This window comes from Microbacterium oxydans, from assembly GCF_006540085.1.
Taxonomy (GTDB): domain Bacteria; phylum Actinomycetota; class Actinomycetes; order Actinomycetales; family Microbacteriaceae; genus Microbacterium; species Microbacterium oxydans.
This window is the reverse complement of record NZ_BJOG01000002.1, coordinates 84364-104043: the sequence shown is the minus strand read 5'-3', so window position 1 is coordinate 104043 and position 19680 is coordinate 84364. Positions and strand designations below refer to the sequence as shown.

General features: G+C 68.4%; 20 protein-coding genes. 8 read left to right on the top strand and 12 right to left on the bottom strand.

What is annotated here, in order from left to right; translation table 11 throughout:
- Nucleotides 1-42: 42 nt before the first annotated feature.
- Nucleotides 43-1146 carry an ABC transporter ATP-binding protein gene (locus tag MOX01_RS06300; RefSeq protein ID WP_046746531.1) on the top strand — a complete coding sequence of 368 codons (1104 nt, stop codon included), beginning with the start codon at nt 43-45 and terminating at the stop codon, nt 1144-1146.
- A gap of 84 nt (nt 1147-1230) precedes the next feature.
- Nucleotides 1231-2535, top strand: a complete 1305-nt coding sequence (locus MOX01_RS06295; RefSeq protein WP_046746530.1) for a DUF4032 domain-containing protein — start codon at nt 1231-1233, stop codon at nt 2533-2535.
- Nucleotides 2536-2561: 26 nt separating this feature from the next.
- Here MOX01_RS06295 and MOX01_RS06290 read toward each other — a convergent pair whose 3' ends face one another.
- The 6 genes from MOX01_RS06290 to MOX01_RS06265 form a co-directional block, all read right to left on the bottom strand.
- Entirely contained in the window at nt 2562-3203 is a 642-nt protein-coding gene (locus MOX01_RS06290; RefSeq protein WP_046746529.1) for an NAD(P)-dependent oxidoreductase, read from the bottom strand.
- Nucleotides 3204-3240: 37 nt separating this feature from the next.
- Nucleotides 3241-4245 carry a 23S rRNA (guanosine(2251)-2'-O)-methyltransferase RlmB gene (gene rlmB / locus MOX01_RS06285; RefSeq protein WP_058630990.1) on the bottom strand — a complete coding sequence of 335 codons (1005 nt, stop codon included), beginning with the start codon at nt 4243-4245 and terminating at the stop codon, nt 3241-3243.
- Nucleotides 4238-5638, bottom strand: a complete 1401-nt coding sequence (gene cysS / locus MOX01_RS06280; protein ID WP_141368919.1) for a cysteine--tRNA ligase — start codon at nt 5636-5638, stop codon at nt 4238-4240. The genes rlmB and cysS overlap by 8 nt, the downstream gene beginning before the upstream one ends.
- A 71-nt stretch (nt 5639-5709) precedes the next feature.
- Nucleotides 5710-6300 (bottom strand): short chain dehydrogenase, encoded by a 591-nt coding sequence (locus MOX01_RS06275; RefSeq protein WP_141368917.1) that lies wholly within the window; start codon nt 6298-6300, stop codon nt 5710-5712.
- 69 nt (nt 6301-6369) lie between these two features.
- Entirely contained in the window at nt 6370-7551 is a 1182-nt protein-coding gene (ispD, locus tag MOX01_RS06270) for a 2-C-methyl-D-erythritol 4-phosphate cytidylyltransferase (protein WP_141368915.1), read from the bottom strand.
- A gap of 69 nt (nt 7552-7620) precedes the next feature.
- Nucleotides 7621-8103, bottom strand: a complete 483-nt coding sequence (locus MOX01_RS06265; RefSeq protein ID WP_017201416.1) for a CarD family transcriptional regulator — start codon at nt 8101-8103, stop codon at nt 7621-7623.
- A gap of 137 nt (nt 8104-8240) precedes the next feature.
- On the opposite strand from MOX01_RS06265, the gene MOX01_RS06260 reads away from it, so the two are divergent.
- Nucleotides 8241-8774, top strand: a complete 534-nt coding sequence (locus tag MOX01_RS06260) for a DNA modification methylase (protein ID WP_141368913.1) — start codon at nt 8241-8243, stop codon at nt 8772-8774.
- A gap of 88 nt (nt 8775-8862) precedes the next feature.
- On the opposite strand, the gene MOX01_RS06255 is transcribed toward MOX01_RS06260, so the two are convergent.
- Both MOX01_RS06255 and MOX01_RS06250 read right to left on the bottom strand, forming a co-directional pair.
- On the bottom strand, nt 8863-9546 hold the full coding sequence (locus MOX01_RS06255) for a response regulator (RefSeq protein ID WP_045263359.1): 684 nt from the start codon (nt 9544-9546) through the stop codon (nt 8863-8865).
- Entirely contained in the window at nt 9543-10766 is a 1224-nt protein-coding gene (locus tag MOX01_RS06250; RefSeq protein WP_046746523.1) for a sensor histidine kinase, read from the bottom strand. Before MOX01_RS06250 ends, MOX01_RS06255 begins: the two co-directional genes overlap by 4 nt.
- A gap of 216 nt (nt 10767-10982) precedes the next feature.
- Here MOX01_RS06250 and phoU point away from each other — a divergent pair, with 216 nt between their 5' ends.
- Nucleotides 10983-11693: a phosphate signaling complex protein PhoU gene (gene phoU, locus MOX01_RS06245; RefSeq protein WP_046746522.1), complete on the top strand. Its 711-nt coding sequence runs from the start codon at nt 10983-10985 to the stop codon at nt 11691-11693.
- A gap of 72 nt (nt 11694-11765) precedes the next feature.
- Here the strand turns inward: phoU and MOX01_RS06240 are convergent, their stop codons facing one another.
- Nucleotides 11766-12515: a phosphoglyceromutase gene (locus MOX01_RS06240; protein WP_046746485.1), complete on the bottom strand. Its 750-nt coding sequence runs from the start codon at nt 12513-12515 to the stop codon at nt 11766-11768.
- A gap of 59 nt (nt 12516-12574) precedes the next feature.
- On the opposite strand from MOX01_RS06240, the gene MOX01_RS06235 reads away from it, so the two are divergent.
- Nucleotides 12575-13402 carry a class I SAM-dependent methyltransferase gene (locus MOX01_RS06235; RefSeq protein WP_141368911.1) on the top strand — a complete coding sequence of 276 codons (828 nt, stop codon included), beginning with the start codon at nt 12575-12577 and terminating at the stop codon, nt 13400-13402.
- A 21-nt stretch (nt 13403-13423) separates the two neighbouring features.
- Here the strand turns inward: MOX01_RS06235 and ygfZ are convergent, their stop codons facing one another.
- From ygfZ to MOX01_RS06220, 3 genes are all read right to left on the bottom strand, one after another.
- Nucleotides 13424-14554 carry a CAF17-like 4Fe-4S cluster assembly/insertion protein YgfZ gene (ygfZ, locus tag MOX01_RS06230; protein ID WP_174799757.1) on the bottom strand — a complete coding sequence of 377 codons (1131 nt, stop codon included), beginning with the start codon at nt 14552-14554 and terminating at the stop codon, nt 13424-13426.
- Nucleotide 14555: 1 nt separating this feature from the next.
- A complete protein-coding gene (locus tag MOX01_RS06225) occupies nt 14556-15158 on the bottom strand; it encodes a heme-binding beta-barrel domain-containing protein (protein WP_058630984.1) in 603 nt (200 codons plus the stop codon).
- A gap of 172 nt (nt 15159-15330) precedes the next feature.
- Nucleotides 15331-15621, bottom strand: coding sequence for a hypothetical protein (locus tag MOX01_RS06220; protein ID WP_046746481.1), 291 nt, complete (start codon nt 15619-15621; stop codon nt 15331-15333).
- 71 nt (nt 15622-15692) lie between these two features.
- Between MOX01_RS06220 and MOX01_RS06215 the strand changes: the two genes are divergently transcribed.
- From MOX01_RS06215 to MOX01_RS06205, 3 genes are read left to right on the top strand one after another with little or no spacing between them, the layout of a single operon-like run.
- On the top strand, nt 15693-16376 hold the full coding sequence (locus MOX01_RS06215) for a winged helix-turn-helix transcriptional regulator (RefSeq protein ID WP_046746480.1): 684 nt from the start codon (nt 15693-15695) through the stop codon (nt 16374-16376).
- Between the two features lie 49 nt (nt 16377-16425).
- A complete protein-coding gene (locus MOX01_RS06210) occupies nt 16426-18591 on the top strand; it encodes an RNA degradosome polyphosphate kinase (protein ID WP_046746479.1) in 2166 nt (721 codons plus the stop codon).
- On the top strand, nt 18588-19577 hold the full coding sequence (locus MOX01_RS06205) for an NUDIX hydrolase (protein WP_061015210.1): 990 nt from the start codon (nt 18588-18590) through the stop codon (nt 19575-19577). The genes MOX01_RS06210 and MOX01_RS06205 overlap by 4 nt, the downstream gene beginning before the upstream one ends.
- Nucleotides 19578-19680 lie beyond the last annotated feature (103 nt).

The following is a 19680-nucleotide window of genomic DNA, read 5'->3' as shown; positions in this document are numbered from 1 at the left end:
CGGATCGTCCGGCACGTACCTGCCGGTGAAGGAGAAACGACAATGGCATCTGTGACTTTCGACGAGGCCACCCGCCTGTACCCCGGTGGAACCCGTCCCGCTGTCGACAAGCTGAACCTCGAGGTCGGTGACGGCGAGTTCCTCGTCCTCGTCGGACCTTCCGGTTGCGGTAAGTCGACGTCCCTCCGCATGCTCGCCGGCCTGGAAGAGGTCAACGCCGGCCGCATCCTCATCGGTGACCGCGACGTGACCGACGTGCCGCCGAAGGACCGTGACATCGCCATGGTCTTCCAGAACTACGCGCTGTACCCGCACATGACCGTCGCCGAGAACATGGGCTTCGCGCTCAAGATCGCCGGCGTCGGCAAGGAGGAGCGTGCGTCGCGCGTCCTCGAGGCCGCCAAGCTCCTCGACCTCGAGCAGTACCTGACCCGCAAGCCGAAGGCGCTCTCGGGTGGTCAGCGTCAGCGTGTGGCCATGGGCCGCGCGATCGTCCGTCAGCCCCAGGTCTTCCTCATGGACGAGCCGCTGTCGAACCTCGACGCCAAGCTCCGCGTCCAGACCCGTACGCAGATCGCGTCGCTGCAGCGTCGCCTCGGCGTCACCACGGTCTACGTCACGCACGACCAGACCGAGGCGCTCACCATGGGCGACCGTATCGCCGTGCTCAAGGACGGCCTGCTCCAGCAGGTCGGCTCGCCGCGCGACCTGTACGAGAAGCCCGAGAACGTCTTCGTCGCCGGCTTCATCGGCTCGCCCGCGATGAACCTGTTCTCGGCCGACCTGGCCGACGGCGGCGTGCGCTTCGGCACCGAGGTCGTGCCGCTCGACCGCGACACCGTCGGCCGCGCCAACGGCTCGCAGGTCACGGTCGGCGTCCGCCCCGAGGACATCACCGTCGGCCCGGCAGACGGCAAGGGCCTCTCGGTCGTCGTCGACCTGGTCGAGGAGCTCGGCGCAGACGGCTACCTCTACGGTCACACCGACATCAACGGCAAGCGCACCGACCTGGTCGCCCGTGTCGACGGCCGCAGCCACCCGAACGCCGGCGAGACGGTCACGCTGGCTGCCAACGCGGGTCACGTGCACGCGTTCGACAGCGAGTCCGGCGTGCGACTGAACGACAAGCCGGTCGTCTCCGCCTGATCGGATCCACAGACGCGGCGCGGGCTGACCTCGGTCACCTGCGCCGCGTCTCTTTTTCCTCACCGCCCGCCATCAGGGAGCACCATGCAGGACTCGCTGCGGATCACCGCCAGCAAGATCGATCCGGGACTGCTCGCGCTCCCCTGGTCGACCACCCTCGCCAAGTGGCCGTCCGAGCACATCGTGTCGCTCCCGAAGGGGCTCTCCCGCCACCTCGTGCGATTCGCCGATCTCTCCGGTCGCGTCGTCGCCGTCAAGGAGACCACTGCGGAGATGGCCCAGCGCGAATACGACATGCTCGGCAACCTGGCGCGCCTCGATGTGCCCTGCGTCGACAGGGTCGCCGTGATCGCCGGCCGCACCGATGCCCATGGTGACCCCCTCCCCGCCGCCCTGGTCACATCACACCTGCGCTTCTCGATGCCGTATCGCGCGCTGTTCACGCGGGTGCTGCGCCCTGACACCGCGAACCGTCTCGTCGACGCGCTCGCGCTGCTTCTGGTGCGCCTGCACAACGTCGGCTTCTACTGGGGCGACGTCTCGCTGTCGAACACCCTCTTCCGGCGCGATGCCGGTGCGTTCGCGGCCTACCTCGTCGACGCGGAGACCGGGGAGCTCCACGAGGAGGGCCTCACTGACGGCCAGCGCGCGTATGACCTCGACCTCGCCCGCACCAACATCGCCGGCGAGATCATGGACCTCGCGGCGGGTGGACGTCTGGAGCACGGAGTGGATGCCGTGGCGATCGCGGACGGCATCGTGTCGTCGTACCGGTCGCTGTGGGCCGAGCTCACCGCTCAGGAGTCGTTCTCCGCGGCCGAGACGTGGCGCATCACGGAACGGGTCGAGCGCCTCAACGCCCTCGGCTTCGACATCGACGAGATGTCCATGTCCACGACAGCCGACGGCACCGTCGTGGAGATTCAGCCGAAGGTCGTCGACGCAGGGCATCACCAACGGCGCCTGATCCGCCTCACAGGCCTCGACGTCGAGGAGAACCAGGCCCGTCGCCTGCTCAACGACCTCGACGAGTTCCGCGCCCGCTCGACCAAGCAGTGGGCGGACGAGGAGATGTACGCCCACGAATGGCTCACCCGTGTCTTCGAGCCCGTCGTCCGTGCGATCCCCTATGAGCTGAGGGCCAAGCTCGAGCCTGCCGAGGTCTTCCACCAGGTGCTGGAGCACCGCTGGTACCTGTCCCAGGCGGAGGGACGCTCCATCCCCCTCGCCGAGGTGCTCACCAGCTACATCAACGAGGTGCTGCGCCATCGCCGCGACGAGGCCACGATCATGGGCCCGCCCACCGAGACGATGAGCCTTCCCGTCATCACGGGCGCGACGCCGACCGCCGACGACGATGATGACGTCGACTGGCGCGATCTGGTCTGACCGCTCCGAGGCGTCGGGGCCGCGACTCAGTAGCCGACGGTGAACCGCTCGCGATGGTGGTTGCCCTGCTCGATCTCATCGACCACCGCGACCGCGAAGTCGGCCCCCGAGATGAACGACTTGCCCTCGTCGTCGCGGACGATCACATCGCCGCCGTCACGGTAGTGTCCGGTGCGCTCGCCCTCTGCCCACGGACCGAAAACCTCGGCGGGGTGCACGAAGAACCAGTCCAGACGCGGATCGGTGGCTTCGAGCAGTGCGAGCGAGTCGATGCCGACCTGCGCCTCGTGCTTGTACTCCTCGGGGAAATCCTGATCGAACAGACGCGGCCCACCGGGAGCGACGAGACTGCCCCCAGCACCGCCGATCACGCCCAGGCGCGTCTCCGTCCCGGTGAGTCGATCGGCGAGCCCGCTCAACGCCTCCAGGACCCTGTTCTCCATGTCGCCGCGAGGAGACAGCGCGGACACCACCGCATCCGCTCCGTCGAGCGCCGGGGCCAACGAGTCGAGGTCCAGCGCCGTGCCCTGCAGATACGCAGCGCCGGCGACGGGATCCGTCGGTTCCGAGCGCGACAGGGCGATGACCGCATGACCGCGCGACACCGCCTCGGCGACGATGTGACGGCCGGCGTAGCCGGTTCCTCCGAGGACGACGATGCGAGCCATGCGGTTCTCCCCTAGTCAGACGTATGTGGCGATGGAATCACTTCGCGGCGCGGAGCGACGCGACCTGGTACAGCGCGACGGACGTCGCGATGCCGGCGTTCAGCGACTCGGTGGCCGCGGAGATCGGAATCGAGACGATCTGGTCGCAGGTCTCGGAGACGAGACGGGACAGCCCCTTGCCCTCGGAGCCGACCACGATCACGACGGGGCGATCGGCCAGCTGCAGTTCCGGAAGCGACACGTCGCCGTCACCGTCGAGCCCGAGCACGAAGACACCCTGCTTCTTGAACTCCTTGAGCTGCGTGGTGAGGTTGCTCGCGAGAGCCACCGGGGTGCGGGCGACCGCTCCGGCGCTGGTCTTCCAGGCCGCGGAGTTGACGCTCGCCGAGCGACGCTGAGGAAGGATGACGCCATGGCCGCCGAACGCCGCCGTGGAGCGGATGATCGCGCCGAGGTTGCGGGGGTCGGTGATGCCGTCGAGCGCCACGAACAGCGGCACGTGGCCCTGGTCGATGACCTGCTCGAGCAGATCCTGGGGGTGCGCATACTCGTACGGGGGCACCTTGATCGCGACGCCCTGGTGCACGCCGTCGAAGCCGGCCATCCGGTCGAGCTCGGGACGCGTGACCTCGAGCACGGGGATGCCGCGGTGGGTCGCGATCGAGAGCATCTCCTTCACACGGTCGTCCATCTCCACGCGCTGCGCGATGTAGAAGGCCGTCGCCGGGATCTTCGCCCGCAGTGCCTCGAGCACCGAGTTGCGACCCGTGACGATCTCGGTGTCGTCTCCTGCCTTGGCCTTGGACGCGCGGTTCCCGCCGCCAGCCCCGGGACGTCCGCCGCCCGGCCGCCCCTTGCCGCCGGTCGCCGCGGCGTACCGCTCGGCCGCAGCCTTGCGCTTGCCCGCCGGGTGCCAGGCGCGGTCCTCCGCCTTCGGCGTCGGTCCGCGACCCTCGAGCGCCTTGCGCCCGAGTCCGCCGGTGCCCTTGGTCGGGCCCTTCTTGTTTCCCTTGCTCGCGCCGGGGCGCCCTGGCTTAGCCATCGATACTCCAATGAGTTCCGGCCGGAGTGTCCTCCAGCGTGATTCCTGCGGCGGCGATCGCATCTCGGATGCGATCGGCCGCCGCCCAGTCCTTGTCAGCGCGTGCCTGTGCGCGCTGGGTGATCATCGTCTGGACGAGAGCGTCCAGCACAGACTCCGACGCGTGAGTCCTCGCGCCGGATGAGGCGGTGAGACCGAGGACGGAGGTCATCGCCAGCACGGCCCGAAGAGCGTGCAGCGCGGCTTCCGTCTCCCCCGCATCGAGCGCCGAGTTGCCCGCGCGCACCGTCTCGTGCAGCACAGCCAGCGCCTCCGGAACCCCGAGATCATCATCCATCGCGGCCACGAAGGCCTCGGGAAGACTCTGCGACACGAAGAATCCGATGCCCCCTTCGGCAACGCGTGCGGCACGCTGCTGGAACGTCGCGATGCGACCGAGCGCGGCCTCCGCCTCCGCCCACGACGACTCGCTGAGGTCGAGACTCGAACGATAGTGCGCCGAAGCGAGCGCGTAGCGCACCACCAGCGGCTCGTGCGCGGCGAGGACGTCGGCGGCCAACGTGAAGTTGCCGAGCGACTTCGACATCTTCTGCCCGTCGACGGTCACGAGGCCGTTGTGCACCCAATAGCGGGCGAAGCCGTCTCCTGCTGCGGTCGACTGCGCGAGCTCGTTCTCGTGATGGGGGAAACGCAGATCGAGCCCGCCGCCGTGGATGTCGAACTCCGCGCCGAGATAACGCTTCGACATCGCGGAGCATTCGATGTGCCATCCGGGACGGCCGGTCCCCCAGGGCGATGCCCAGGTCGCATCGGACGGCTCCTCGGGCTTGCTCCCCTTCCAGAGCGCGAAGTCCTGCGGATTCCGCTTGCCTCGGGGATCCGCGTCCTCCGCCGCTTCCATCGCGTCCAGCGACTGATGGGTGAGCGAGCCGTAGTCGGACCAGGAGCGCACGTCGAAGTAGACGTCCCCCGATCCGTCCGGCGCAGGGTAGGCGTGGCCGCGCTCGATCAGCAGCGCGATGAGCTCCTGCATCTGCGGAACCGACGCCGTGGCTCGGGGCTCGTAGGTCGGCGGGAGGATCCCCACGCCCGCATAGGCAGCGGTGAACTCGCGCTCCATCCGGTAGGCCAGCGCCCACCACGGCTCGGACTCGGTCGCGTTGGCGAGCACCTTGTCATCGATGTCCGTCACGTTGCGGACGAACGTCACGCGACCGTGGCGGTACTCGAGCCAGCGCCGCAGGAGATCGAAGCTGAGGGCCGCTCTGACGTGCCCGATGTGCGGGCCCGACTGCACGGTGGGTCCGCACACGTACATCGTGATGTTCTCAGGATCGAGAGGCACGAAGTCGCGCAACTGCTGCGCGCGGGTGTCGTAGAGGCGGACTGTCACCGCTCAAGCTTACCGGGAGCGTCGTTCCTGAGCCTGGGCGCGTGCGAATGCGTCATCCATGACGGGCGAACTCAGTCCACGGGGAAGATCTGTCCCGTCTGCACGCCGAGGACGCTCTTCGCGTACGCCATGCCGACCCGGTACGAGGACACCGGGACGAACCCGGGGAACGACGAATGGTAGGAAGGCGCGTCCTCGAGCACTGAGGGGCTGACGGCGTTGATGCGGATCGCACGCGGGAGCTCGGCGGCTGCGCCCAGCACGAACGCCTCGATCGCTCCGTTCGCGAGCGAGGCCGCGGCACCCGTGGCGATCGGCTCGCGGGCCAGGATGCCGGAGGTGAGGGTGAAGGAGCCGCCGTCACGCACGAACCGCGTACCGATGCGGACGATGTCGAGCTGGGACAGCACCTTGCCACGGAGCGCGGATTCGAAGTCGTCACGCCCGAGCTCGGCCAGCGGTGCGAACGGGACGCTGCCGACAGCGGCGATGACCGCATCCACGTGGCCCACATCGTCGAAGAGCCGCTCGATGGATGTCGGGTCCGTCACGTCGACGGACGGAGCACCGCTCCGCGAGGCGGCCACGATGTCGTGCCCTTCGAGCGCTCCGACTGCCGCCCGTCCGACATTCCCACTGGCTCCGATGATGAGGATCTTCACTGCGGCTCCTTCTGTGATGGTCTCGTCGACAGGAAACGATCCGCACGGACCGCGCATTCCCCCGCCGAGTCAGAGCGGGAAGACGGTCGCGATCGCGGTGACCGCGATGCCCTCCGCCCGCCCGGCGAATCCCAGCCCGTCAGTCGTGGTGGCTGTCACGGACACCGGAGCGCCGAGGATCCCACTGAGGAGCTCCTGGGCTTCCGACCGTCGCGGGCTGAACTTCGGACGGTTCCCCTGGAACTGGACCGAGACGTTCCCGACCGCGAAGCCGGCTTCCCGGAGCAGCTCGCGCGTGCGGGCCAGGAAGACCTCGGCATGGGCCCCCGCATACTCGGGATGGGCGGTGCCGAAGTGCTCGCCGATGTCGCCGATGCCCGCCGCTCCCAGGAGCGCATCGACGATGGCATGGGCGACCGCGTCTCCATCCGAATGGCCGGACAGAGGCTGCTCCCCTGGCCACTCCAGACCGGCGAGCCAGAGGTCGCCCTCGCCGCCGAAGGCGTGAACGTCCGTGCCGATGCCCACCCGCGGGATGCCGGCGCCTGCGTTGTGCGAGCCCAGAAGGTGTCTCGCGCGCTCGAGGTCGGCCGGCGTGGTGATCTTGAACGCGCGTTCGGAGCCGTCGATGTGCCGCACGGGGCGGCCTGTCGCCGCGAACAGCGCCGCATCGTCGGTGTACTCGACCCCGCTCTCACGCGCGGCGGCGTAGGCGACCTCCAGCGCTGCCCGCGGAAAGCCCTGTGGCGTCTGCGCCGCTGCGAGCTCGGAACGGTCGACGGCGGCCGCCACGGTTCCATTGACGACCCTCTTGAGCGTGTCGACGACGGGCAGCGTCGGAATCACGCCGACCCCTGCGGCCACAGCCTCTGCGACGGCATCGATCTGTGAGGGAGGGGTGAGCGCACGTGCGGCGTCATGCACCAGCACCGTCTCGATGTCGCCCCAGAGCGCGCTCAGACCCGCGGCCACCGACTGCTGCCTGGTCGCGCCGCCGGTGACCACGCGCCCCAAGTCGGCGCGCTCCCCCGCCGCTTCGCGCAGCTCGGTCTCGGCGTCGCCCTCCCAGCCTGCGGGGGCGACCACGACGACCTGGGCCGGCGCGGCGGCGAACACCCCGTCGAGCGCATGGCGGAGCACGGAACGGGAGTCGACGCCGACGAAGGCCTTCGGGGCGCTCGCCCCCAGTCGGGTGCCGGAGCCTGCGGCCACGACGATGATCGCTGTGCGTGGAACGGGAAGGATGGTCACGGCTTCACGTTACCGGCCGAGACGACGAAAGGCGGGTGCCGAAGCACCCGCCTTTCGTCGTGGAAGAGCTCAGGAAGCGAGAACCTCGTCGAGCAGTGCGCCCGCCTTGTCCTCGTCGGTCTTCTCGGCGAGCGCCAGCTCCGAGATGAGGATCTGGCGAGCCTTCGCCAGCATCCGCTTCTCACCCGCGGACAGACCGCGGTCCTGGTCACGGCGCCACAGGTCGCGCACGACCTCGCTGACCTTGATCACATCGCCGGAGGCGAGCTTCTCGAGGTTCGCCTTGTACCGGCGCGACCAGTTCGTCGGCTCTTCTGTGAAGGGTGCTCGCAGCACCTCGAAAACATGATCGAGGCCCTCCTTGCCGATCACGTCGCGAACGCCGACCAGGTCGACATTCTCCGCGGGGACCTCGATGATGAGATCTCCCTGGGTGACGTTGAGCTTCAGGTATTTCTTCGCCTCACCCTTGATGATGCGCTCCTTGACCTCGATGATGGTCGCAGCGCCATGGTGGGGATAGACGACGGTCTCGCCAACCTCAAAAAGCATAAAAACGTGTCCTTTCGGCAACCTCAAGGATACCACAGGGGACATGCGCTAAGGTTCGCGCCCCCAGGGCCGCAGGAGCCCTCACGACTTACGCATAGAATGGTTCCGGATATCCCCGCCGGACCTCAGGAGGACCCGTGAAATCGCGCCTTGTTGCGTCTGCAGCCCTCAGCGCCCTCGTTCTGCTCGGTACGACCGGGTGCACGTTCATCACCCCGCAGTCCACCAAGACCGAGTACGCCGCCTCCGACGGAGTGAACGTCTCCGACGAAGACGGGCCCATCGACGTGCGCAACGCCCTCGTGGTCGCCACGGAGGACGGTTCGGTCGGCAACTTCGTCGCCGCGATCGTGAACCCGACCGACGAGAAGGCCACGCTCACCGTCACCGTCGAGGGTGTCGACCCCTTCGCCATCACGGTCCCGGCGAACGACACCGTGAGCCTCGGCTCTGACGCCGACCCGGTGCGCATCGTGGGCCTCGACACCAAGCCCGGCGCTACCGTCGAGATCCACTTCCAGTCGGGAGATTCCACCGGAGTCAAGACCCAGGTGCCGGTGCTCGACGGCACCCTCCCCTACTACTCGGATCTGGTCCCCAGCGAGAAGGCACCCACATCGTCGCCGACCCCGCTGCCGACCGATACGGCAGCCCCGGCGCCCTCGAACTGACGCCGCACGCAGCGAGAAGAGGCCGGCACCCCTCGGGGTACCGGCCTCTTCTGCGTCTCACCGGCAGCATGCGCCACCGATCGGACGCTCAGCCCTCGAAGCGGTACCCCAGACCACGCACCGTGACGAGCATGACGGGCTCGCTCGGGTTCTCCTCGATGCGCGAGCGGATGCGCTTGATGTGCACGTCCAGCGTCTTGGTGTCGCCGAAGTAGTCGCTCCCCCACACGCGGTCGATGAGCTGCCCCCTGGTCAGGACGCGTCCCGAGTTGCGCATCAGCACCTCGAGCAGCTCGAACTCCTTCAGCGGCATGTTGATCTGCGCACCTGCCACGGAGACGGTGTGTCTGTCGATGTCGAGAGACACACGTCCACCGTCCAGCACACGCTCGTCCAGTTCACCGTCCGCCTGGACCACCCGGCGCAGCACCGCCCGCATCCTGGCGAGCAGCTCCCGGGACGAGTAGGGCTTCGTGATGTAGTCGTCCGCTCCGAGTTCGAGGCCGACGACGATGTCGACCTCGGAGTCCTTGGCGGTGAGCATGATGATCGGCACAGCAGAGGTCGAGCGGATCTGCCGACACACCTCGGTGCCCGGCATCCCCGGCAGCATCAGGTCGAGCAGCACGATGTCGGCACCGCGCTCCCGGAAGGCCGCGAGTGCGCCGGGGCCGTCCTCCGCGATCTCCACCTCGTACCCCTCGCGTCGGAGCAGGTAGGCGAGCGGGTCGGCGAGGTCGGGCTCGTCTTCGACGAGAAGGATTCGGGTCATGCTCTCTCTCCGTTTCGCACGCGGGCGGACGCGGCGTTCTTGGCCGCCTTGCGCGCGCGCTTCTTCTTGTTCTTCTTGCCCGCGTCGCGATTGTCTGGGGCATCGATCCGAGGAAGCCGGATCGTGAACGTGGACCCGCGACCGGGACGGGACCACAGCCGCACTTCGCCACCGTGACGCTGGGTGGCGTGCTTGACGATGGACAGGCCGAGGCCCGTGCCGCCCGTGCGCCGCGATCGGGCTTCGTCGGCCCGATAGAACCGCTCGAAGATGCGCTCGCGATCTGCTTCCGCGATGCCGATGCCCTGATCCGACACCGCGATCTCGACCACACCGTCTTCCGCCCGTACGCCCACGCCCACTCGGGAGCCGCGCGGCGAGTAGACGATGGCGTTGGCGATCAGGTTGCCGACCGCCTCGATCAGGATCTGCGCATCGCCGCGCACCCAGACACCACGGTCTCCACCCCTGGCGAGTTCCACACCGGCGGAATCGGCCTGCACGACATGGGCCTCGATGGAGGAGGCGATCACCTCGTCGATCGCGACCGGCCCCACCGTGGACAGCCCGTCCTCGGCCTGGAGCCGGGACAGGCTCATGATGCGACCGGTGAGCTGACCGAGACGACCCGCCTCCGCCGAGATGCGCGCGGCGAAGATGCGCACCTGGGAGGGATCGTCGGCCGCCGACTCGATCGCCTCGGCGAGCAGGCTCACCGCACCGACCGGCGTCTTCAGTTCGTGGCTCGTGTTCGCCACGAAGTCGCGACGCATCTGGTCCAGTCGTTCCTGCTCCGTGACATCACGGATGATCAGCAGAACGAGGCGGCTGCCGATCACGCTGGCCCGAGCCGAGACCAGGCGGGGGTCGAGGCTCACCCCGCCGCGCGTGATGCGCATCGACTCGGTGACGGAGCCGCCGGCCTCTCTGACGCCGCGGACGAGCTGCCGGAGCTCCGGGTTGTCGAGAGTCGAGCCGACATCGATCCCGAAGCGCGTCGCGGCCTGCGATGCGGCCAGCACCAGACCGGAGGCGTCGACGATCGCCGCCGCATCGTCCATGCTGTGCAGGACGTCGGTGATGCCGGCGGGGATCGCCAGCGACGTCTCCTCCTGCACTCGAGCCCGCGCCCGGTACGCCCACACCACGAGGAGCGACAGGCCGACGCCGATCACGAGCCCGATGGCGAGCGAAGACAGCGCGAGCTGCGGCAGGGTCATGACTCCAGCGTAGAGTGCGTTCACCGTCCGTCCGGCGGGTTTCCGCGCCCTGGCGGGAACAGGAGAAGTACTATTCACGTGCTGGGCACCGTTCGTTAACCTTCGAAGCAGACAATCGCTTCGGGCCTGTGCGGGAGCACAGACCTGCTCTCGTGCGGACGACCCGCCGCCTCGCGCTGATCCAGCCGAGATCCGAATGAAAGGTTGCGCCCCAACATGCGCGAAGTCTTCCACCAGTCCCTCGAGGACCTGCAGAACCGCCTCGTCGAGATCGCCGACCTCGTCACGGTGTCCATCGACAAGGCCACCAGGGCGTTCGCGACGAGCGACGTGGCTCTGGCCGAAGAGGTCATCGCCGACGACGCGAAGATCGACGAGCTGGCCGTGGCCCTCGACGAGCAGGCCATCGAGATCCTCGCGCGCCAGCAGCCGGTCGCCCGCGACCTCCGCATCGTCGTCACTGCATTGCGCGTGAGCGCCTCGCTCGAGCGCATGGGCGACATGTCGGAGCACATCGCCCAGCTCGCCCGCCTCCGCTTCCCCGAGCGCGCCATTCCGAAGGGCCTCAAGGGCACGTTCGTGAAGATGGGCGAGCTCGACGTCGAGGTGGCCCGCACCCTGTCCGAACTGCTGCGCACGCAGGACCTGCGTTTCGCCGACGCCATCCGCAACGCCGATGACGACGTCGATGAGCTGCACGCCACCGTCTTCGAGAAGGTGCTCAGCGACAACTGGAAGGGCGAGGCCACGGCCACCGTCGATGCCACGCTCGCCAGCCGGTACCACGAGCGCTTCGCCGACCACGCGGTGGCCGTCGCGAAGAAGGTCGTCTACCTCGCCACGGGCGACTGGGCGGTCGAGGAACACGACATCCCGCTCGCCGTCGAGCAGCAGGAGCTCGGTCAGCAGGAGTTCGGCCACGCTTGACACCCACTCGCGGATACGACGGAGCCCCCGATGCCATCGCATCGGGGGCTCCGTCGTATCCGCAGGGGGCTTCTACTTCTTGCCCTGCGCCGCGACGGCGGCTGCACCGGCGGCGGCGGCCTCGGGGTCGAGGTAGCGGCCGGGGCCGGTGGGGACGTTGTTCTCGTCCAGCTCGTACACCAGCGGGATGCCGGTCGGGATGTTCAGCTCGGCGATGTCGTCGTCGCTGATGCCCTCGAGGTGCTTGACGAGACCACGCAGCGAGTTGCCGTGCGCCGTCACGAGCACCGTCTTGCCGGCTTCGAGGTCGGGGACGATCGCACTCTCCCAGTAGGGCAGCAGGCGGTCGATGACGAGCTTGAGCGACTCGGTGCGCGGCACCTCGCCGTCGATGTGCGCGTAACGGACGTCGTTCACCTGGCTAAACTCGCTCTCGTCGTCGAGCACGGGCGGCGGCACATCGAACGAACGACGCCACAGCTGGAACTGCTCCGGGCCGAACTCTTCCAGCGTCTGTGCCTTGTCCTTGCCCTGCAGCGCGCCATAGTGACGCTCGTTCAGGCGCCAGGAGCGCGTCACCGGGATCCACAGACGGTCGGCGGCATCCAGGGCGATGTTCGCCGTCTGGATGGCACGGCTCAGCAGCGAGGTGTGCAGCACGTCGGGGAGGATGCCGGACTCCGCCAGCAGCTCGCCGCCGCGGCGTGCCTCCTTCTCGCCCTGCGCATTGAGGCGGACGTCCACCCAACCGGTGAACAGGTTCAGTTCGTTCCACTCGCTCCGGCCGTGGCGGAGCAGGATGAGGGTGCGCGTCGCAGTCATGCCGTCAGTTTATCCGTCCGGGGCTGAGCACCCGAGTCGGATGCTGGGAGGATGGAGACATGGCGTCATCTCCCCTCGGTCGGCCGACCCGCGGCACCACGGGGACGAACCGCCTTCGGCGAAACGACCGCTGGATCGCCGCGAGTGAGGCGCTGCGCCGAGCATCCGACCCGTTGGTCGTCGACCTCGGCTACGGCGCCAGCGGGGTCACGGCCTTCGAGCTCGCCACGCGCCTGGTCCGGGTGCGTGACGACGTGGAGGTGCGCGGACTGGAGATCGACCCCGCCCGCGTCGCGACGGCCGATGCGCAGCTCGACGAGGTGCGCGCGGGCCGAACCTCCTTCGCGTCCGACCTTCCGGTGACGTTCGCGCGCGGCGGTTTCGAGGTTCCGCTTCCCGATGGGCGCAGAGCAGCCGTGATCCGCGCGATGAACGTGCTGCGTCAGTACGACGAGCGGGATGTCCCCGGCGCCTGGTCACGGATGGCCGCCCGGCTGGCGCCCGGTGGCCTGCTGTTCGAGGGCACCTGCGACGAGATCGGCCGCGTCTCGAGCTGGGTCGACATCGATGCACAGGCGACCCCGCTGCGGTTCACGCTCTCGCTCCGGCTCGCGGACCTCGAGCACCCGAGCATCGTCGCCGAACGCCTGCCCAAGGCACTGATCCACCGCAACGTCACCGGCGAACGCATCCATGCCCTCCTGGTCGACCTCGATCGCGAATGGGACCGCGCCGCGCCGTTGTCGACCTTCGGGGCGACGCAGCGTTTCCTCGCCGCGGTCGGTTCACTGCGTGATCAGGGTTGGCCCGTGATCGGTGGGCGCACGCGCTGGCGTCTGGGCGAGCTCACACTGCCATGGGCGGCGGTCGCTCCGCGCGCGGACTGACTCCGGGCCGGCGACGTCGGCTCAGCCAGCGTCGCGTGCGTCGCGCGGGTCGGGCGCCGCCGGCCGTCGCGACAACCGTGTGAGGCGCGGGATGTCGGCCACGGAACCGGCATCCGCCGGGACGATCACCTGCTGGGACGCAGCGATGTCGATGCCCTCCGCACGCACGACGAGGTCGCCGACCGGTGCGCGCCGGGAGAGGATCGCGAGCGCGATCGGGCCGTCTTCGTGGTGCCGGGCCACGGAGGTCAGGTGGCCGACCTCGTCATCGCCCGCGAAGACCGGCGCACCAGGCTCCGGCAGGACGGCATCGCTGCCATCGAGGTGGAGTGCGGCCAGCCGTCGAGGCGGATGCCCGAGGTTGTGCACCTTGGCGACGGTCTCCTGGCCGCGGTAGCAGCCCTTGTTCAGGTGGACCGCGCTGCGGATCCAGTCGGACTCGTGGGGCAGCGAGCGCTCGTCCACCTCGGTCGTCCACCGAGGACGCCACGCCGCGACCCGCAGCGCCTCGGCCGCAAGAGTCCCTGCGAGGGCTTCCCGATCGAGGGAACCGGCGAGAGCACGAGCGGATTCCTCCGTGACGACGGCCACCCGCCAGGCGAAATCGGTGGCAGGATGCTCTGCGACCTCCGCGTACTGATGACCTCCGACGCTGATGCGCTGCCACGGGTCTGCCCAGACGAGGGCGACGCCGTTCGGGGCGAACGCGGCAGCGGTGATTCTCGCTCCGACGGTCCCGCCGTCGATGTAGCCGACCAGCTCGAGGTCGGAGCGCACCTCTACCGTCGCCTGGGTACGGAACTTCATGCGCGTCAGCCAGGCGGCGAGCGCTTCCGCATCGCCGCTGTCGGCGATCAACCACGCCGATGAGCCGTCGTCGAGGATTCCGGCGGCGTGCTCGACGCGACCCTGCGGGTCGAGGATCAGCAGCTCCGTGCTGTCTCCTGGCGCGAGACGCCCCACCGACTGCGAGGTGATCGAGTCGAGCCAGGTGAGGCGCTCGGGACCCGCCACCTCGATGACCGTGCGATCCCCGAGCGGCGCAAGGGCCGCGCCGTCGGCGAGACGCCGCTGCTCGCGGAAGGCATCACCGAAATGAGTGATGACCTCGCCGTCGGAGACCGCACCGTCGACCTGGTGGAAGGCGGACACGTCAGACCTTGGCCAACCGGGCCGATGCATGCGAGCGCAAAGGCGTGCCGAGGGCGGCGATGTCCCACGCCCACAGCAGATGACCGTCTACGAGGCCGTACATGCGGGAAGAGGCGGTGTGGACCTTCGCGCCGGCGCTGCGCACGACGGCATCGGAGCCGATGTCGATGCGCGGCCCGTTGATCTCGCCGATGTAGAGCTCGAGGGCACCGTCGGCGTGTGCGAGAGAGACCTCGATCGGGAATCCGCCGCTCGGAGCGCGCAACTCCTCCACGTCGTCGACTGTGCGGGTCACGGCCGGCGCGGTGGGAGGCAACAGCGCGGGGCCGGGATCAGCCGCTGCCGCCGGACGCGCGAGTCGCCAGAATCCGGTCTCGGCGAGCAGTGCGGCCGCGGGAGCACCCTCCTCGGTCAGAAGGGTGGCCGTTCCGGAGTAGTTCAGGAAAGGACCGCCGTCATGGCTGAAGCTGACCCGGTGCGTGAACTCTCCCTGCAGACGCTCGTCGCCGACCGGATAGTCGATGACGCCGGTGCCTTCCCAGACGCCGATCAGCCACGCGAAGGGGACGAGATCGGCCGGAAGGTCGACGGGAAGCTCGAGCATCGTCGAGTCAGCGCTGGCCGCGGAAGAGGTTGCGCAGCACCACCGCCGAGACGAAGACGATAGCGAGGCTCGCAAGGCCCAGCAGGCCGATGAAGAAGATTTCGAGCGCCATGAGGTCCATGTGCTCCACCTTACCGCGCCGCGCCGCCGTCCGGCGGGGATCAGGCGGGAATCAGGTCGGGATCAGCGCTGCGAGGCCGAACCCGACCGAGATGATCCCCATCAGCAGCAGAGCGCCGATCACGCTGCCGGCCACCCGGAAGATGAACCCCTGAGTCCGCCCGTACCAGAGCTGCACGGCGAACGACAGGAGCACGACGCCGCCGAAGCCGACGAGGAGCCACGGCACACGCCACTCCTCCGGCACGAAGATGCCGATGACGACGGTCGCGAGGAAGGCCGTGGCCCAGACGACGAGCACACCGACGAACGCGTTGCGCGGTGCGAGTGCGGGATCCGTCATGTCTCCATTGTGACCTATCGCTCCCGGTATCATGGCGGCACGACGTCGATCCGCGTCTGTGAGGAGTGCGTGTGGCCCAGGTCCTGGTTCTGACCAACGCTCCGCTCTCCGAGCAGGTGCTCCCCGCGCTCGAGCTGTTGAGCCACCGCACGCGCCAGATCCCCGCAGAGCCCTCGCAATTGATCAGTGCGCCCGATCATGATGTCGTGATCGTCGACGGCCGTCACGACCTCGTCGGGGCGAAGTCGCTGTGCCGTCTGCTGCGGACGGCAGGACAGGACTCCCCGCTGCTGCTCGTCGTCACGGAGGGCGGGATGAGCGCCCTCTCCGGCGACTGGGGCATCGATGACGTGCTCCTCTCCACCGCGGGTCCGGCGGAGATCGATGCCAGGCTGCGTCTCGTGCTGGCACGACGCGACGAGGTCGCCGAACCCGCACGCGTGCAGGCATCCGGCGTGACCATCGACGAGCAGTCCTACTCGGCGAAGCTGCGCGGCAGACCTCTGGACCTCACCTACAAGGAGTTCCAGCTGCTGCATTTCCTGGCGACCCACCCGGCTCGCGTCTTCACCAGGGAGCAGCTGCTGAGCGAGGTCTGGGGTTACGACTACTTCGGGGGCACCCGCACCGTCGATGTGCACGTGCGACGACTGAGGGCGAAGCTCGGCGATCAGGAGCAGATCATCGGAACGGTGCGCAACGTCGGCTACCGCTTCAACGTCAACGAAGACGAAGGTCTGGCCAGCGCGGGGTGAGGCGACTCCGTTCACACGCGTGTCACTTCTCGGTGCTTAGATGTACCCCATGATCGATCCCGCACTCGCCGACGCCGGGCTGGGTGATGCCGAAGACGACGACTTCGACGCCATCGAGTCCTACGACGCCCAGCTCCCCGACCACCGCTACCTGGATCGCGAGCTGAGCTGGCTCGCCTTCAACCAGCGCGTGCTGGAGCTCGCCGAGGATCCGTCGCTCCCCGAACTGGAGCGGGCCAACTTCCTGGCGATCTTCGCGAGCAACCTCGACGAGTTCTTCATGGTGCGCGTCGCTGGCCTCAAGCGACGCATCATGACCGGCCTCGCCGTGCCCACCAACATCGGCCGCTCCCCCGTCGACGCCCTCGCCGACATCTCGCGCGAGGCACACGCGCTGCAGCTGCGCCATGCCGACGCATGGACGTCGCTGGTGCGACCCGCTCTCGCCGAATCCGGAATCGAGATCGCCGATTGGTCGGAGCTGACCGACGACGAGCGCACGGCGCTCTCCGAGTACTTCTCCGCACAGGTCTTCCCGGTGCTGATGCCCCTCGCCGTGGATCCCGCCCACCCGTTCCCGTACATCTCCGGTCTGTCGCTGAACCTCGCGATCCGCATCCGCAACGCCCGCACGGGGCGCCAGGAGTTCGCGCGTCTCAAGGTGCCGCCCATGCTCCCCCGCTTCGTCGAGGTACCGGGCGGCGGCGAGATCAAGCGCTTCCTGCGGCTCGAAGAGCTCATCGCCAACCATCTCGGCGATCTCTTCCCCGGCATGGAGGTGCTCGACCATCATGCGTTCCGTCTCACCCGCAACGAAGACGTGGAGATCGAGGAGGACGAGAGCGAGAACCTGATCCAGGCGCTCGAAGCCGAGCTGCTGCGTCGTCGGTTCGGGCCTCCGATCCGGCTCGAGATCACCGACGACATGGACGACGTGACCATGGACCTGCTGGTCCGGGAACTCGACATCACCGACCTGGAGGTCTATCGCCTTCCAGGGCCGCTCGATCTGCGCGGACTCTTCGACCTGTCGCGGATCGACCGCCCCGACCTGCGGTACCCGCCGCACCTGCCCACCACCGCCGTCGCCTTCCAGCCCGCGGGATCGAGCACCCGGGCCGACATCTTCAAAGCGATCCGCAAGTCCGACGTGCTCGTCCACCACCCGTACGAGTCGTTCACCACCAGCGTGCAGGCGTTCCTCGAGCAGGCCGCCCGCGACCCGCACGTGCTCGCCATCAAGCAGACGCTGTACCGCACCTCCGGAGACAGCCCCGTCGTGCAGGCGCTCATCGACGCGGCCGAGGCGGGCAAGCAGGTGCTCGCTCTCGTCGAGGTGAAGGCGCGATTCGATGAGGCGAACAACATCGTCTGGGCCCGCAAGCTGGAGAAGGCCGGCGTGCACGTGGTGTACGGCCTGGTCGGACTCAAGACGCACTGCAAGCTCGCCCTCGTGATCCGCGAGGAAGACGGCAAGCTCCAGCACTACTCGCATGTCGGCACCGGCAACTACAACCCGAAGACCAGCCGCATCTACGAGGACTTCGGACTGTTCACCGCGGATGCGCAGGTCGGAAAAGACCTGACGCGTCTGTTCAACGAACTCAGCGGCTACGCGATCGAGAAGAAGTTCAAGCGCCTGCTGGTCGCCCCTCTGCACCTGCGCAAGGGGCTCGTGCGTCAGATCGACGCGGAGCGCAAGAACGCCGAGGCCGGCATCCCCGCGCACATCCGCATCAAGGTGAACTCGATGGTCGACGAGGAGATCATCGACGCTCTCTACCGGGCGAGCGCGGCAGGAGTGAAGGTCGACGTCTGGGTGCGCGGCATCTGCAGTCTCCGCACCGACCTCGACGGCATCAGCGACAACATCACGGTTCGCAGCATCCTCGGGCGTTACCTGGAGCACTCGCGTATCTTCGCCTTCGAGAACGGCGGCGACCCGCAGGTCTACATCGGCAGCGCCGACATGATGCACCGCAACCTGGACCGTCGTGTCGAGGCCCTCGTGCGCGTCACCGACCCCGCCCACCTCAAGGAGCTCAGCACGTTCTTCGACCTGGCGATGGACGACGGCACCTCGTCGTGGCACCTCGGCCCTGAGGGAGTCTGGACGCGCCACGCCACGGATGCGGACGGCAAGCCTCTGATCGACCTGCAGGATAAGACCATGGGGTTGATCCAGCGGCGCCGTCGGGCTCGGGCGGTTCGATGAGCGGCCGGCAGCTGCAGCTCCCGGCCGACACGACGACGAGCGCGAAGTGGACGGACAAGGCGGTGTACGCGGCGGGCGCCGTCGTGTGGCGTCTGGTCGACGGCAAGCTGCGCATCCTGCTGATCCACCGCACCAAGTACCGTGACGTCACGCTGCCCAAGGGGAAGGTCGACCCCGGCGAGATGCTCGCCGAGACCGCCGTCCGCGAGGTGCACGAGGAGACCGGCATCCGGGTGTCGCTGGGCGTCTCGGTCGGCGTGAGCCGGTACCTGCTCGCCTCGCAGAAGCAGAAGGTCGTGCACTACTGGGCCGCGGAGGCGACGGACGTGGCCATCCGCGAATCGACCTTCGTGCCGAACCGGGAGATCGCCGCGCTCGAGTGGGTCAGCGTGAAGAAGGCCCGCGCACGCCTGAGCTACCCGGTCGATCTCGAGATCCTGGACTTCTTCGCCAAGCTCGTCGACGACGGTGTGCTGCGCACGTTCCCGGTGATCGCGCTGCGCCATGCGAAGGCCACTCCCCGCTCGGAGTGGGACGGATCCGATGCCTCCCGCCCCCTGACCGACCGCGGACGGAAGCAGGCGAAGTCGATCGTCGGACCGCTTCGTGCCTTCGGCGTGCGCCGGATCGTGTCGAGCGATGCGGTGCGCTGCGTCGAGACGGTCACTCCGCTCGCGCGCGCGCTGGATCGCAAGATCGTGAAGACCGAGAAGATCAGCCAGGACGCCTGGGAGGACGGAGACTCCGATCTGCGTTCCGTCGTCGGCCGCCGGATCCGCGCAGGCAAGCCGGCCGTGGTGTGCAGTCACGGCCCCGTGCTGCCGGGCCTGCTCTCGGAGATCGCGCTGGCGACCGGCACCATCCAAGGGTCGTATCTCAGCAGTGCGTCGGACCTCGAACCGGCGGCGTTCTCGGTCGTGCATCTCTCTGCGACCAACCCCGGATCCGGGATCATCGCGATCGAGACGCACGTCCCCAAGGTCTGACGCTCCGACAGGCTCAACGGCCCAGGGCCGGAATCCCGCGGGAGACCCCCAGAGAGTCGCCCGCCGTTCACCTGCCGTTCACCTGCTCGGGAGAGTCTCGTTA